General features: G+C 73.1%; 15 protein-coding genes. 4 read left to right on the forward strand and 11 right to left on the reverse strand.

Going from position 1 to position 13,992, the window contains the following annotated elements; all coding sequences use genetic code 11:
* Positions 1–3 precede the first annotated feature (3 nt).
* The 5 genes from ACFY0P_RS40240 to ACFY0P_RS40260 form a co-directional block, all read right to left on the reverse strand.
* Positions 4–1,182, reverse strand: a complete 1,179-nt coding sequence (locus tag ACFY0P_RS40240) for an acyltransferase (protein WP_388925199.1) — start codon at positions 1,180–1,182, stop codon at positions 4–6.
* A 49-nt stretch (positions 1,183–1,231) separates the two neighbouring features.
* Positions 1,232–2,287 (reverse strand): alpha/beta hydrolase, encoded by a 1,056-nt coding sequence (locus ACFY0P_RS40245; RefSeq protein ID WP_388925202.1) that lies wholly within the window; start codon positions 2,285–2,287, stop codon positions 1,232–1,234.
* 297 nt (positions 2,288–2,584) lie between these two features.
* On the reverse strand, positions 2,585–3,460 hold the full coding sequence (locus ACFY0P_RS40250) for an alpha/beta hydrolase (RefSeq protein ID WP_388925205.1): 876 nt from the start codon (positions 3,458–3,460) through the stop codon (positions 2,585–2,587).
* Positions 3,461–3,667: 207 nt separating this feature from the next.
* Complete coding sequence (gene kynU / locus ACFY0P_RS40255; protein WP_388925208.1) at positions 3,668–4,876, reverse strand: kynureninase; 1,209 nt, start codon at positions 4,874–4,876, stop codon at positions 3,668–3,670.
* Positions 4,869–5,711, reverse strand: coding sequence for a tryptophan 2,3-dioxygenase family protein (locus ACFY0P_RS40260; RefSeq protein ID WP_388925211.1), 843 nt, complete (start codon positions 5,709–5,711; stop codon positions 4,869–4,871). The genes kynU and ACFY0P_RS40260 overlap by 8 nt, the downstream gene beginning before the upstream one ends.
* A gap of 151 nt (positions 5,712–5,862) precedes the next feature.
* On the opposite strand from ACFY0P_RS40260, the gene ACFY0P_RS40265 reads away from it, so the two are divergent.
* Complete coding sequence (locus ACFY0P_RS40265) at positions 5,863–6,282, forward strand: DUF3151 domain-containing protein (protein WP_294005701.1); 420 nt, start codon at positions 5,863–5,865, stop codon at positions 6,280–6,282.
* Positions 6,283–6,293: 11 nt separating this feature from the next.
* Here ACFY0P_RS40265 and ACFY0P_RS40270 read toward each other — a convergent pair whose 3' ends face one another.
* From ACFY0P_RS40270 to ACFY0P_RS40285, 4 genes are all read right to left on the reverse strand, one after another.
* Positions 6,294–6,866, reverse strand: a complete 573-nt coding sequence (locus tag ACFY0P_RS40270) for a hypothetical protein (RefSeq protein WP_388925215.1) — start codon at positions 6,864–6,866, stop codon at positions 6,294–6,296.
* On the reverse strand, positions 6,863–7,291 hold the full coding sequence (locus ACFY0P_RS40275; protein ID WP_388925218.1) for an ATP-binding protein: 429 nt from the start codon (positions 7,289–7,291) through the stop codon (positions 6,863–6,865). The genes ACFY0P_RS40270 and ACFY0P_RS40275 overlap by 4 nt, the downstream gene beginning before the upstream one ends.
* A 264-nt stretch (positions 7,292–7,555) precedes the next feature.
* A complete protein-coding gene (locus ACFY0P_RS40280; protein ID WP_388925221.1) occupies positions 7,556–8,332 on the reverse strand; it encodes a zf-HC2 domain-containing protein in 777 nt (258 codons plus the stop codon).
* A 25-nt stretch (positions 8,333–8,357) separates the two neighbouring features.
* Positions 8,358–8,960: a sigma-70 family RNA polymerase sigma factor gene (locus ACFY0P_RS40285; RefSeq protein WP_388925224.1), complete on the reverse strand. Its 603-nt coding sequence runs from the start codon at positions 8,958–8,960 to the stop codon at positions 8,358–8,360.
* A gap of 203 nt (positions 8,961–9,163) precedes the next feature.
* Between ACFY0P_RS40285 and ACFY0P_RS40290 the strand changes: the two genes are divergently transcribed.
* Genes ACFY0P_RS40290 through ACFY0P_RS40300 form a run of 3 tightly spaced genes read left to right on the forward strand, consistent with a single transcriptional unit; the run spans position 9,164 to position 11,264 of the window.
* Positions 9,164–9,601, forward strand: coding sequence for a cupredoxin family copper-binding protein (locus ACFY0P_RS40290; protein ID WP_388925227.1), 438 nt, complete (start codon positions 9,164–9,166; stop codon positions 9,599–9,601).
* Positions 9,598–10,590 (forward strand): metallophosphoesterase family protein, encoded by a 993-nt coding sequence (locus ACFY0P_RS40295; protein ID WP_388925230.1) that lies wholly within the window; start codon positions 9,598–9,600, stop codon positions 10,588–10,590. The genes ACFY0P_RS40290 and ACFY0P_RS40295 overlap by 4 nt, the downstream gene beginning before the upstream one ends.
* Positions 10,587–11,264, forward strand: coding sequence for a hypothetical protein (locus ACFY0P_RS40300; protein WP_388925233.1), 678 nt, complete (start codon positions 10,587–10,589; stop codon positions 11,262–11,264). The genes ACFY0P_RS40295 and ACFY0P_RS40300 overlap by 4 nt, the downstream gene beginning before the upstream one ends.
* A 165-nt stretch (positions 11,265–11,429) precedes the next feature.
* Here the strand turns inward: ACFY0P_RS40300 and ACFY0P_RS40305 are convergent, their stop codons facing one another.
* Together ACFY0P_RS40305 and fbaA are read right to left on the reverse strand one after the other, a co-directional pair.
* A complete protein-coding gene (locus tag ACFY0P_RS40305; protein ID WP_388925236.1) occupies positions 11,430–12,869 on the reverse strand; it encodes an MFS transporter in 1,440 nt (479 codons plus the stop codon).
* Between the two features lie 73 nt (positions 12,870–12,942).
* Positions 12,943–13,965 (reverse strand): class II fructose-bisphosphate aldolase, encoded by a 1,023-nt coding sequence (gene fbaA / locus ACFY0P_RS40310; RefSeq protein ID WP_388925241.1) that lies wholly within the window; start codon positions 13,963–13,965, stop codon positions 12,943–12,945.
* Positions 13,966–13,992 lie beyond the last annotated feature (27 nt).

A 13,992-nucleotide genomic window follows, 5' to 3' on the forward strand; every position in this document is an offset into this window, starting at 1 on the left:
AGCCTAGACACGGCGGGCTCCCCTCGGGGTCGCCCGATCGGACGAGCGGTGGGTCCGGACCACACGCGAGCGCGGCAGGGGGCGGCCGCGCTCGTAGGTGTGGAACGCCGCCCAGCAGACGGTGAGCGCCAGGGCGAAGGCCGGCAGCCAGAGCAGGCGGGCCGCGACCCAGGCGAGGTCGTCCGGGGCTGTGTGGAGGCCGGGGAGGCGGCCGAGCAGGAGGCCGGTGGCCGTGGTCGCCATCAGGGCCGTCTGGTGCCAGAGGAAGATCGTCATCGCCGAGAGGTTCACGAAGGCCACCGCCGCCCAGGCCAGGGGGCGGCGCATCGCACGACGCAGCCGCTCGCGCAGGAGCAGGGCAAGGCCGCACTGTGCCAGGCCGAAGGTGACGGCGGCCAGGGTGGGCGGGTCGAGATTGGAGACGGACGCGCCGGGGACGCCGACCATCGACGCCGGGTAGCCCGCCCACGCGACCAGGCCGGCCGTCGCCGCCGTACCGCCGGTGAACAGGACCCAGCCGGCGCGCGGGCGGTCCAGTTCGCCACGGGTCCAGGCGGCGCCGAGCGAGTACGGCACCAGCCAGCCCGCCGCCAGGTTCACCCAGCCGACGTCGGGCGGGGCGTCGAAGCCGAAACGGAGCAGGTCCACATGGAGGACGACGGCCAGCGGCCACAGCGGGTTGAGCCGGGCGGCGAGCGGGGTCGCCGCCGTCAGCACCGCGAAGACCACGAGGAACCACAGGGGGGACAGGGCGAGTTTGGCGAGGGTGCGGACGGTGGTGAAGTCGGTGCCGGACAGGAGGAGGGCGGTGGTCGCGATCGTCCAGAGGGCGAGGAGCGCGGCCACCGGTTTGAACAGGCGGGACAGACGGGCCGTCAGCCAGCGGTGGTAGGGCGTGCCCTGGGCCCGGGCGGTGGCGTAGCTGCGCGTGGCGACGTGGCCGCCGACCAGGAAGAACACGGCGAGGGTCTGGAAGAGCCAGGAGACCGGGGCCAGCCACGGCAGGTGCTGGAGAGGGCTGCTGGTGTGCAGGTCGCCGCCGTCCGCCACCAGTGCCGTGACCAGCCAGTGGCCCAGGACCACACCGAGCACGGCGAACGCGCGCAGGGCGTCCACGGCGCGGTCCCGGTCGGGCGGGGTGGCCGCGTCGACGCGCCGGGCAAGGCGCCGTAGCGCTGCCACGGGCCGCGCGGTGGGCTGTGCGGCCTTCCCATTGCGGGGCGTCGGTGGCTTACCCACGGGTGACCTCCGTTGTCTCGCCGAGGACGATCCGGGCGAGGTTGGCCAGGGAGGCCGAGCCCGGGGTGAAGTAGTCGCTGTGACCGCCGGGGCCCGCCGCGAAGACGCGGGCGCCGAAGGACGGGGACACGGGGTCGGTGCCGAAACCGACGGTCGTGCCGAAGAGATCGGCGTGGACGTGCGGGACCTCGGCTATCCAGTCGTCGGCTCCCCGGGCCGCCCAGATACGGGCGGAGGTGTGCAGGGCCGCGGCCGAGCCGGCACCGGTGCCGGGGCTGCCGACCAGGGCGATGTCGGTGACGCCGAGGCCGGTGAGAGCGGGGGCGGCGCGGGCGCAGACCACCGTGCCGTAGGAGTGGCAGAGGAGGGCGACGGTCGCCGGTCCGGGGGCGGTGAGGGTGCGGAGTTCGCGGAGGAACTCGCGCAGGTACGGGGCGGCTTGGCCGGCCCGTCCCGGGGTGAGGACCGCGGTGCTGATCGTGGCGGGGGGCCGGTAGCCGAGCCAGGCGATGACCGCGGTACGGGTGCCGCCGGGGGCCACGCGGGTGAGACGCCGGTACAGGGACTCGGCCGCCGCGTGGAGGCGGGCGTAGGTGTCGAGGGTGGTGTCCGAGCCGGGGACCAGGACGGCGACCCGCGTCGCGTGCGGCAAGTCGCCGAAGACCTCGGTGACTTGACCGTCTCCTCTTGCGTCGAAGCGGAGGAGACGACGGGCGGGGGACGCGAGGGCGGCGTCCGCGGCGGCCCGGGAGGCGTCGCCGTCGGCGGCGGCCATGCGGGCGGCGGCGTCGGCGTTCGCGCGGTTGGCCTCGTAGGCGGTGGCGAGGGCGGCCGGGGTGAGGCGGGCGGGCAGAGCGGCGGGAGGCGGGGCGGGGATCCCGGGCCGGGTGGCCGCGGAGAGGGGGAGGACCACGGCGGCGGTGAGGAGGACGGCGAGAAGGGTGCGGCGCAGCCTCCCGCGCCGGCGCCCCCGGCCCGGCGGCCTGTGTCCCTGCTCCTGCCTCGACCCCTGCCTGTGCCCCTGCCGCTCCCCCGTCGCCGCCGTCATGGTCGGTCCCCCCGCTCAGTGCGCCCGGCCGTCGGGCTGCTCTGATCGGGAAATTACGGAGCGGATCGTGTCGTTCGCGTCCCGCCCGGGGACTCACCTGGGAGGTAGCTCTCAGGTACTACGGGTATGTGAGGGAAGGCTCAGGGACGGCCCCTCACCAGGCCGCTCGGGCCCACCAGGCCGCTCGGGCCCACCAGGCCGCTCGGGCCCACCAGGCCGCTCGGGCCCACCAGGCCGCTCGGGCCCACCAGGCCGCTCGGGCACACCAAGCCGCTCGGGCTCGCCAGCCGCTTGCGCTCACCAGGCCAGCTGGGCGATCTCCTCCGCCACCACCGCGCAGGCGTCCGCCGCCGGGTCGATGAGGGGGAAGTGGCCGACCTCCTCCAGGAGCGTCAGGCCCACCACCTCGCCCGCCTTGGCCGCCGCGTCCGCGTAGGACTCGGCGACCGCCTGCGGGACGACCACGTCCGTGCGGCCCTGGACCAGGGTGGTCGCGATGCCGGTCGGGAGCAGGAGCGCGGGGTCGGCATACGGCTGACGGTCGGCGAACTTCTCGTCGCCGCCGAGGAGTTGCAGGGCCGCGTTGCCGCAGACGTCCAGCTTCTCGGCCGTCGCGAAGTCCGCGATCGGGGCCAGCGCCACGACCCCGCGCAGGGGTGCGGGGCCGGAGGTGCGCCACGCGGCGTCCGCCGGCAGGACGTGCCGGGCCGCCGCCCACAGCGCCAGGTGGCCGCCCGCCGAGTGGCCGGTGAGGACCGTACGGCGCAGGTCCGCCCGCGGTACCGCCTCGCGGACCAGGGCCGGCAGGGCGTCCAGCGCCGCCGCCACGTCGTCGAAGGTGTCCGGCCAGCGGCCCGCCACCGGGGCCGTGCCGCCCTGCGCGGGGAGCGTCGCGCCGCGCCGGTACTCGACGTTGGCCACCGCGAAACCGCGCCGGGCCAGGAAGTCGGCGAACGGGGTGATGTGGCCGCGGTCGTACGGCGCACGCCACGCGCCCCCGTGCAGGACCACCACCAGCGGGGCCAGCGGCTCCTCGGTACGCGGGGCGTAGAAGTCGATCACCTGGTCGGGATGGTCGCCGTAGGCGGCCGTGGCGTCGGGCGCGACGTGCGGGTGCGAGAAGGCCGACTCCTCCTCGGCGGCGGCCCGGGCTGCTGCGTCGTCGTCCGGCATGCTCCAACCTCTCAGCGACGATGGGGGCACCTCCCAGGCTTTCGGCACTGGGGGAGGTGTTGGCGGACCAGGTGGGGATGTCGCCCGTTGGCCGGGACGGTACCAGGCCCGTGACGTGCGGGGACACGCGGATGTCACGCACGGTGAGGATTGCTCGGTTCTGTACCGTCCCGGCCCCTGTCCGGGGATCACTATGTCGCCATGTCGCTAGGCGACGGCCGTTCCCGCCGCCTCCCCCAGGACCTCTCCCAGCACCCGCGCCGCCCGCTCCACGTCCGCGAAGCCGACGTACAGCGGGGTGAAGCCGAAGCGGAGCACGTCCGGGTGCCGGAAGTCACCGACCACGCCCCGCTCGATCAGCCGTCTCATGACGTCCCCGGCGTCGGAACAGCGCAGCGCGATCTGGCTGCCGCGCTCCTCGTGGGCCACCGGGGTCACGCACTCGACGCGGCCCGCCGGCACGTACGCCTCGACGCACTCCAGGAAGAAGTCCGTCAGTGCAAGGGACTTGGCCCGTGCGGCCGCCACCGGCACCCCCTCCCACACCTCCAGCGCCGCCTCCAGGGCGAGCATGGAGAGGATGTCCGGGGTGCCGACGCGACCGCGGACCGCTCCGCCCGCCGGTTCGTACGCCGGGCGCATCCCGAAGGGCTCCACATGGGAGTTCCAGCCGGGGAGCGGGGAGTCGAAGCGGTCCTGCACCTCCCGCCGCACATACAGGTACGCCGGTGAGCCGGGGCCGCCGTTCAGGTACTTGTAGGTGCAGCCGACCGCCAGGTCGACCCCGTGCTCGTCGAGGCCCACCGGCAGCGCGCCCGCGCTGTGGCACAGGTCCCAGACGGACACCGCCCCGGCCGCGTGGATCGCGGCGGTGAGGGACGGCAGGTCGTGGAGGCGCCCGGTGCGGTAGTCGACGTGGTTGAGCAGTACGGCGGCGGTGCGGTCGCCGAGCGCCGCGGGGACCTCGGCGGGGGTGAGCGGGCGCAGGGTGCAGCCCGTCAGCCGGGCCGCCGACCCGGCGATGTAGCCGTCCGTGGGGAAGGTCGTCGCGTCGACGAGGATCTCGTCGCGGCCCTCCCCCGCAAGCCGTACCGCACCCACAAGCGCCTTGAAGACGTTGACACTCGTCGAGTCGCCGACCACGATCTGGCCGGCCGCCGCCCCGACCAGCGGGGCGATCCGGTCACCGATCCGCTCCGGCGCCGTCCACCAGCCACTCTCGTCCCAGGACCGGATCCGCAGCTCGCCCCACTGCCGCCGGACGACGTCCTCGACGCGGCCGGGGACGTGCGAGGGCAGGGCGCCCAGTGAGTTCCCGTCCAGGTAGACGACCTCGTCGAGGACGAAGCGCTCGCGCACCCCGGCCAGCTCGTCCTCGGCGTCCAGCTTCTCCGCCCGCAGGGCCCGCTCAGACATGGGACCTCGCCGTCCACAGCTCCGGGAACACGTTCTTGCGGGCGCGCTTCTCCAGCCAGGCGACCCCGGCCGAGCCGCCGGTGCCGGGCTTGGCGCCCATGGCGCGGCGGGTGGCGACCAGGTGGTCGTTGCGCCAGCGCCAGACGAGCTCGGCGACGTCGGTCAGCGCCTCGCCGAGGCGGGCGAGGTCCGCGTCGCCGTCGCCGGAGTAGACGGCGGTCCAGGCGGCCTCGACGGCGTCGGAAGGCGTATAGGGCAGTGATATGTCACGTTCCACCAGCACCGACGCCGGGATCGGATACCCCCGCCGCCCCAGCAGCCGCACCACCTCGTCGTACAGGCTCGGCTCGTGCAGCGCCTTCTCCAGTTCCGCGTGGACGCGGGGCGCGCCGCGGTGCGGGACGAGCATGGACGCGGACTTCTCGCCGAGCAGGAACTCCATCCGCCGGTACATCGCCGACTGGAAGCCGGAGCCCTCGCCGAGGGCGGAGCGGTAGGAGTTGAACTGGGCCGGGGTGAGCTGGCCGAGCGGCTTCCAGGAGGCGTTCAGCGCCTCCAGCTCGCGGGTGGAACGCTTCAGCGCGGCGATCGCGGTGGGGATGTCGTCACCGCGCAGCGCCGCCGCGGCCGTCTCCCACTCGTGGACGATGACGGTGAACCACAGCTCCATCACCTGGGTCGTGACCAGGAAGACCATCTCTCCGGGATCGTCGGAGAGGGTGTGCTGGAGGTGGGTGAGCACGTCCGCCTTGACGTAGTCCTCGTACGGCGTCGTGCCGGCGAAGTCGAGATGCGGGGTCTCGGGCTCGTTGTTTTCGAGAGCCTCATGGGACATCGCTGTCTCCTGTTGTACTCCGGGTAGCGGTCCGCCCCTGCCGATGCCGACACGGGGGCCCCGGTCCCCACCGGCATCTTCCGCAACGTAACCCGGATCCGGCAAGGCCCGCCCGTCGGGCACCCCCGTCCGGCGGTGGCAGACTTGCGCCATGACGACGCACACGAACCTGCTCGGCGGCCCGGAGCCGACGTATCTGCCGGAGAACGAAGAGGCGTACCGCCTGCTGGGCGAGGAGTCGCTGGCTCCCGTCGAGGTGGCGGCGAAGTTCCCGACCTTCTCGCTGGCCTGGGCGCTCCTCGCCGACGAGGCGTTCGAGCGCGGCGCGGTCGTCGAGTCGTACGCCTATGCGCGCACCGGCTACCACCGCGGCCTTGACGCCCTGCGCCGCGCCGGGTGGAAGGGGCACGGCCCCGTTCCCTGGGAGCACCGGGCCAACCGGGGCTTCCTGCGCTGCCTCGCCGCGCTCGCCCGCGCCGCCGGTGAGATCGGTGAGAAGGACGAGAACGAGCGCTGCTGGCAGTTCCTGAAGGACAGCAGCGCGGAGGCGTACGCCGAGCTGCACGGATAGCAGGGGGCGGGTCAGCTCCCGGGACATCCGGCGGCCGTCCAGGCGGCGTACTCCTGGCGGACGTACAGCAGGCGCCTGCGGGCGAGCGTGACCGCGTCGGGGCGGTACGGGCCGGCCACCAGGTCGGGATGGCGGCGGTCGTACCGGACGAGTCGCTCGGCGGTCTCCGCGGCTGCCGCGGCCGGGCCGGAGCCGCCGCCCAGGGCCATCCGGTCCATGAGGGCCGCCCTGCGCAGCAGCCAGGCCCGTTCGGCGGCCGTCGCGTCGGCCGGGGGACCGTTGACCGGCCCGGCCCGGCGGCCGTCGCGTTCGGCCCCGAGCGCGAGCAGCCGGTGCATCTCGCGTCGCAGGTCGGGCGCGTCCGCGTAGGCGCGGGGGCCGGTGCCGCAGCGTCGGCACGGCACCGTGTCGTGGCCGGTTTCGAGGTCCTCGACGTGATCGACGGCCGGTGGACGCTCCGTGGAGCGCACGGGAGCCCGGGCCGGTCCCGGGCAGCCGTCGACGGGGCATGGCCTGTGGGGCGCGGGGGCCCACTCGCGGGGTCGTGCGGTGACCCGGTGCCGCGGCTCGCCCGGGCCGGTCATGCCGAACACCTCAGGCAGGCGCGGACCTCGCGGCCGCTGCGTGTCTGGTGGACCTCGGTCGACTGGGCGAGGTACTGGACGATGCCGGTGCCGCGGCCGTGTTCGTCGGGAGCTGTGTCGCGGCGACGGCGCTCCACCGCCGTACCGGAGTCGGTGACCACGATGTGCAGGGTGCCGTGGTCGAGGACGAGCGACAGGGTCATGCGCTCACGCCCGTACTGGGCGGCGTTGGCGGCGAGTTCGTCCACGATGAGAACGGCGGAGTCCCGCTCGCTCGCGGGGACGCTCCAGGTCTCCAGCAGATCGGCCGCGAAGTGACGGGCGGCGGAGACGTGCGCCTCCTGCGCGGGCAGGGTGAGCAGCGCCTGGTGGCGGCAGGGCCGGCCGGCCGGCGAACTCGGGCGGGGCGAATCGGTCACGAACATGGTCTTCTGGCTCTTCCGTGGAGGTCCGGAGACCGGAACGAGGGGAGACCGCCGACAGCGTCGGGGGGTCGGTGTACCGGTCCTGCGTGGGTGCGCTCATTCAGTTCCACGGACGGCACGCGCCCGACGGTTCGAGCCTTTCACGCCTTTTGTCGGGATTCTCGGGGCTCGCCTCAAGGCCGGTCACAAGTCGCTTGCGGAGCGGGCCGGTTGGCGGCACACCGTGGTGGCGCGGGTCTCGGCGCCGGACGGTCGGGCGACGCCTCACGATCGGATGGTGACCAGCTTCTGGCCGTCGCCCGCGAGGATCTCGAAGTGCTGGATGTCCCCCGGGGACATGGCGACCGCCCCTGGCACCGTGGTGCCGGGAGGGTATTCGCCCGCCCGCCAGGTGGCGCCGTCCGCCCGGGTGCCGCCGGGCCCGACGGCCTGCAGCCGGCAGGTGATTCCGGCGGGCGCCCCCTTGGCGTGGACCTGCAGGACACTCCCCCAGGCGGAGGGGTAGACCTGCACCGAGGCGGTGACGCCGGTGGCGGGATCGCTGCCGGAGAACGTGCGCCAGGCGGTCGGCGCGGTCGCCCCGGGCGGCGTCGCCTGACTGGTCACGGATCCGACCGTCGCCAGCCACGTGCCGCCGGCCGCCGCCGCGACGAACGCCAGGGAGGCGGCGGCGCCGGCCAGTTGCAGGCGCCAACTCCTGCGCCGCCGGGCCGCGGCCCGCTGCAGCAGGCCCTCCAGCACACCCGCCTGTGGTGGTGCCGCCACAGGCGGCGCGGGCGAGGAGACCTGCGCGCTCTCGGCCGCGTGAGCCACCAGCCGGTCGGCCAGGTCGCCGTCGGCCGCCGGCATCGTCCGGCCCGCGGCTTCGGCCTCGGTCACCGTCGCCAGCAGCGCGGGCAGTCCCGCCAGCCGGACGTGTTCGGCCCGGCACGCGTCGCATTCCGCGAGGTGGACCCGCATCCGCTCCATCTCCGCCGAGGGCAGTGTGCCCAGGACGTAGCCACCCAGCGCCAGCCGGAGGGCGTCATGCTCCGTACTCACGGTCGCCACCTCCCGCACCCCACGCTCATGGCTCGATCCCCCGCTCCTGGAGCGCCAGCCGCAGGGCGTGCAGGGCGTAGTACGTCCGTGACTTCACGGTGCCCAGCGGAATGCCCAGCACCTGTGCGGCCTCCGCCATGGTCCGCCCCCGGTAGTAGGTCTCCAGCAGCACCGCGCGGTGATCCGGGGACAGCGCCCGGAGGGCGTCGGCGACCGCCCAGCTCTGCAGTGCCTGCTCGATCTCGTCCTCGCCCGGCGTCTGCTCGGCGGCTCGCTCCAGGGCCTCGCCGCCGGTCTCGGCCGGCCTGGCCTGCCGGGCCCGGTGGGCGTCGATGACCAGATGCCGGGCGACCGTGCACAGCCATGCCCGGGCCGGGCCGCGTGCGGGCTCGAACGCGGCGGGGTGCTGCCACGCCCGCAGCAGCGTCTCCTGCACCACATCCTCCGCCCATTGCCGGTCTCCTGATGTCAGTCGCAGCACGTAGTGGAACAGGGGCCCTGCGTGCTCCGCGTAGAGAGTGCGCAGCAGCTCCTCGTCCGCGGTCGAAAGCGTTCCTCTACCGGAGACACGGCGCGCGGAGCGATCCGGATCAACCCTTTGCTCACGCTTTCGGAAACTCCGGGGCATAAGTCGATGATCGCGCACATGGAGTTCTTTGTCCTGTAACGCACGGCGCAGTGCGGACAACGCTCCGCGTCGCCGGAAAGAAAACCAGCAAAAGCGCATATATGCCGAACCGTATGCCCCTCGCCGTCCGTGGAGCCGGACAGGAACCGACTCACGCGCGGTTCCTCCTCGATTCCCCACACGGCAAAGGACGAACGGACGCCATGCACCCGAACTTCCACACCCCGGGCCGACGATCACGCACAGCGGCCGGGCTGGCCCTCGCCGCCCTCGCCACCGCCGGCACGCTGGGGCTCCTCAGCTCGTGCGGCCCGTCGCCGCACTCCTCGTCGATGCCCGCCATGGACATGCCCGCGAGCCACCCGAGCGCGGTCACGCCGGTGCGCGGGACCGCCGTCGCGATCAAGAACTTCGCCTTCGCGCCGGCCGCCCTGAAGGTGCCGGTGGGTACGACGGTGACCTGGACCAACCAGGACACCGACGCCCACACCGTCACCAGCGCCGGATCGGGCGGTCCGCTGCACTCCGCCGCCCTGGCCACCCACGGCACCTACAGCCACACGTTCACCGAGCCCGGCACCTACTCCTACCTCTGCACCATCCATCCGTTCATGACCGCCACCGTGGAGGTGACCCGATGACCGCCTACGACATCTACGACGAACCCGGTGAGCCCGCCGCGGAACACGGCATGACGCGTCGCCAGCTCATGCGGCACGCCGGGTGGTTCGGCGGCGCGGTGGTGCTGACCGTGGCCGGCGGAGAGGTGATCAGCCAGATCGCCGGCTCCCGGGGCTCCACCGCCGAGGCCGCCACCGGTGCCGCCGGTGCCGCCGCGGCGGGAAGCGGCACGTTGCGGTTCGTGCAGGTCTCCGACAGCCACATCGGGTTCCAGGGTCCGGCGAACACGGACGTGGCCGGCTCCTTCACCGAAGCGGTGAACCAGGTCAACTCACTCGGCTTCAGGCCCGACTTCGTCATGCACAGCGGCGACCTGACCCACCTGTCCACGGCCGGGCAGTTCGACCAGGTCAAGCAGATGATGTCCGGGCTGAAGACCGACCGGGTGTTCACCGTGCCGGGCGAGCACGACTCCATCGGCGACGCGGGCCGCGCCTACCGGCGCGCCTTCGGCGCTGGCACGCTCGGCGACGGCTGGTACAGCTTCGACACCCACGGCGTGCACTTCATCGCCCTGGTCAACACCCTGAGCCTGGAGAAGCTCGGCCACCTCGGCAGCGCCCAGATCGACTTCGTCCGCAAGGACCTCGCCGGCCTGTCCTCGGACACGCCCGTCGTGGTCTTCAGCCACATCCCGCTGTTCGCCATGTACCCGAAGTGGGGCTGGAGCACCGACGACGCCCTCAAGGTCATCGCCCTGCTGCGCCGCTTCTCCTCCGTCACCTGCCTCAACGGGCACGTCCACCAGCTGTTCACCAAGACCGAGGGCAACATCACCTTCCACTCCGCCACCACCACCGCCTACCCCCTGCCGAAACCGGGCCGCGCCCCCGCCCCCACCCCGCAGGTCGTGCCCGCCCGGCAGCTCAAGGACGCACTCGGCATCCGCAGCGTCGGCTACCGCCAGGGCGACCGCGAACTGGCCGTCAAGGATCAGAGGCTGGCATGAACGGCCGACGACTCCTCGCCCCCGCCCTGCGATGGGCGACCGCCGCGACCCTCGCCGCCGGCGGATACGTCCACGCTCAGCTGTACGTCGACGGGTACCGCTCCGTCCACGTCATCGGCCCTCTGTTCCTGCTCCAGGCCAGTGCTTCCTTCGCCCTCGCCGCCCTGCTGGCGGCGGGGACGCCGCCCCTGCCGCTGAGGGCCGCCGCGGCCGGCGTCGCGCTCGGCGCCCTCGGCGGCTTCGCCGCCTCGCGCACGGTCGGCGTGTTCGGGTTCACCGAGCGCGGTCTGCAGCCCGCTCCACAGGCCGGCCTCAGCCTCCTCGCCGAAACCGGCACGCTGCTGTTCCTCGCGGCCTGGCAGACGGCCGTGACCGCGGCCGCACGGCACGAGACATCTGCCGTGCGCCTGCAACCACGCCCAGGAAGCGCCTGGCCGAGCCCGCACCTGCGCGAACTGAGGGACACCGTGCGCGTCCTGCTCGGCCTGGACGACGACACCGCCGTCGTGATCCGCCAACTCGGCTGTGCCGCACGCGGCCGCCCACCGCTGCAGACCGTCGTCGAGGTACTGCCCATGGACGGCGGCGAGGCTCACCGCTGGAGACTCCACCGCCCCGCCGACCAGATCACCGAGCACGACCTGCGGACCACCCTGCTCCGCCGCCGGCAGTAGCCTCCGGCCCCTGAGCGGGTCCGGCGAAATCCGCTGCGGTTCTGCAGCGCCCCGAAGGGGCGCTGCAGGTCCCCCCGGCCGAAGGCTGGGGGGAGGAACCGCGCGACCAGCCACAACGGCTCTGCAGTCGGAAGACGGCATGTCGCGGCACTTCCAGCGGAGCGCTCAGCTGCCCTTCGCCTCGATCGGCGGCGACGTCACGTTCCCGTGGGTGCGGCACTCCGGGCGCACGCAGCCCGGGGCCGGCCTGCGGACCAGGGCGAAGGCCACGGCCGCGCCGACCACCAGGACGCCGGCGCAGATGGGCATGGCCCGGTCGAACGCCGCGTCGAACGCCGAGGGCGACCGGTAGGCCTCCGGGCCCATCCCGGCGAGCAGCGGCAGCGCCGCCACCGCGATCAGGCTGGCGGCGCGGGCGGCCGCGTTGTTGATGCCGCTGGCGATGCCCGCCCGGGCCGTGCCCACGGAGGCGAGGACGGAGGCGGTGAGCGGGGCCACCAGGGTGACCATGCCGACGCCCTGGACCAGGACCGCCGGGAGGACGTCGGTCAGGTAGTTCGCGTGTTCGCCGACGCGCAGCATCAGGAGCATCGCGGTGGCGCACAGCAGGGGGCCCACCGTGAGGGGGATGCGCGGGCCGATGCGGTCGGCCAGGGCGCCCGAGCGGGCCGAGAAGAGCAGCATCAGGGCCGTGGTCGGCAGCAGGGCCGTGCCGGCGGCCAGGGCCGAGTAGCCCGCCACCACCTGGAGTTGGAGCGCGGTGAGGAAGAAGTAGCCGCCGAACGCCCCGTACACGCACAGGGTGACGATGTTGAGTGCCGTGAACTGGCGGGAGCCGAAGATGTCCAGCGGGAGCATCGGGTCCTGGCGGCGCTTCTCGACGTACACGAAGGCCACGCCGGCCGCGACGCCCGCGACGGCGAGCAGCGAGGTGGTGCCGGCCTCGATCAGCGCGAAGGTCACGAGGCCCAGCGCGAGCGCGCCCAGCACCGCGCCGAGCACGTCGAAGCGGCCGTGGGCCCGGCCGTCGGCGGACTCGGGGACGTGCCGCAGGGCGACGGGGACGCAGAGCAGCGCCAGCGGGACGTTGAGGAGGAAGACCCAGCGCCAGCCCGGGCCGTCCACCAGCCAGCCGCCCAGGAACGGTCCGACGGCCGCGCCGATGCCGCCGAAGCCGGACCACAGGCCGACCGCTTTGGCCCGGTCGTCGGGATGGAAGGAGGCCTGGATGAGGGCCAGGGAGCCCGGTGTGAGGAGGGCGCCGCCGATGCCCTGGAGTGCCCGGGCGCCGATCAGAACGGCGTCCGTCGGGGCCAGGCCGCACATCAGGGAGGCGGCCGCGAACCAGACGACCCCGAGCACGAAGATCTTCCGGCGACCGTACTGGTCGCCGAGCGAGCCGCCGAGCAGGATCAGGCCGGCCAGCGTCAGCATGTACGCGTTGATCGTCCACTGGAGCGCGGACAGGCTCGCGTCCAGGTCCTCCCCGATGCGGGGCAGGGCGACATTGACGACCGTCGAGTCCAGCATCGCCATGCTGGAGCCGAGGACGGTGGTGAGCAGGATCCACTTGCCCTGTGAGGAGGCCAGCCGGACGTCGGGCATGGGTCCAGGTATACAGCGGACCCGGCGCTGTCGACAGATGCAGACAGCCGCCGGGTCCGGACCGTGATGCGACTTACTTGATCTTGTTGCCCGCCGAGCGCAGGTTCTGCGTGGCCTCGACGACACGCGCGGCCATGGACGCCTCGGCCAGCTTGCCCCAGGTGCGCGGGTCGTAGGTCTTCTTGGAGCCGACCTCGCCGTCGACCTTCAGGACGCCGTCGTAGTTCTTGAACATGTGGTCGGCGACCGGACGGGTGAAGGCGTACTGGGTGTCCGTGTCGAGGTTCATCTTCACGACGCCGTTCTCCAGCGCGGTGAGGATCTCCTGCTCGGTGGAGCCGGAGCCGCCGTGGAAGACGAAGTCGAACGGGGACTGCTTGCCGAACTTGGCGGCCACGCCGTCGCTCAGCTCCTTCAGCAGGTCGGGGCGGAGCACGACGTTGCCCGGCTTGTACACGCCGTGCACGTTGCCGAAGGAGGCGGCGAGCAGGTAGCGGCCCTTCTCACCGAGGCCCAGCGCCTCGGCGGTGCGGATCGCGTCCTCGACCGTCGTGTAGAGCGAGTCGTTGATCTCGTGGGAGACGCCGTCCTCCTCGCCGCCGGTCGGGGTGATCTCGACCTCGAGGATGATGTTGGCGCGGCGGGCCTGCTCCAGGAGCTCCTGCGCGATGGCCAGGTTGTCGGCGAGGGTCTCGGCCGAGCCGTCCCACATGTGCGACTGGAAGAGCGGGTTGCGGCCGTTCTTCACGCGCTCCTCGGAGATCGCGAGCAGCGGGCGTACGTACCCGTCGAGCTTGTCCTTCGGGCAGTGGTCCGTGTGCAGCGCGATGTTCACCGGGTACTTCTCGGCCACGATGTGCGCGAACTCGGCGAGCGCCACCGAGCCGGTGACCATGTCCTTCTTGTACTGGCCGCCCAGGAACTCGGCTCCACCCGTGGAGATCTGGACGATGCCGTCGCTCTCCGCCTCCGCGAAGCCGCGCAGCGCCGCGTGCAGGGTCTGGGTCGAGGTGACGTTGATGGCCGGGTAGGCGAACTTGCCTGCCTTCGCCCGGTCGAGCATCTCGTTGTAGACCTCGGGGGTTGCGATGGGCATCTGTCCGCTCCTTGAGTGTGCGGGTCG

The sequence above is a fragment of the Streptomyces sp. NPDC001714 genome (genome assembly GCF_042892755.1).
Taxonomy (GTDB): domain Bacteria; phylum Actinomycetota; class Actinomycetes; order Streptomycetales; family Streptomycetaceae; genus Streptomyces.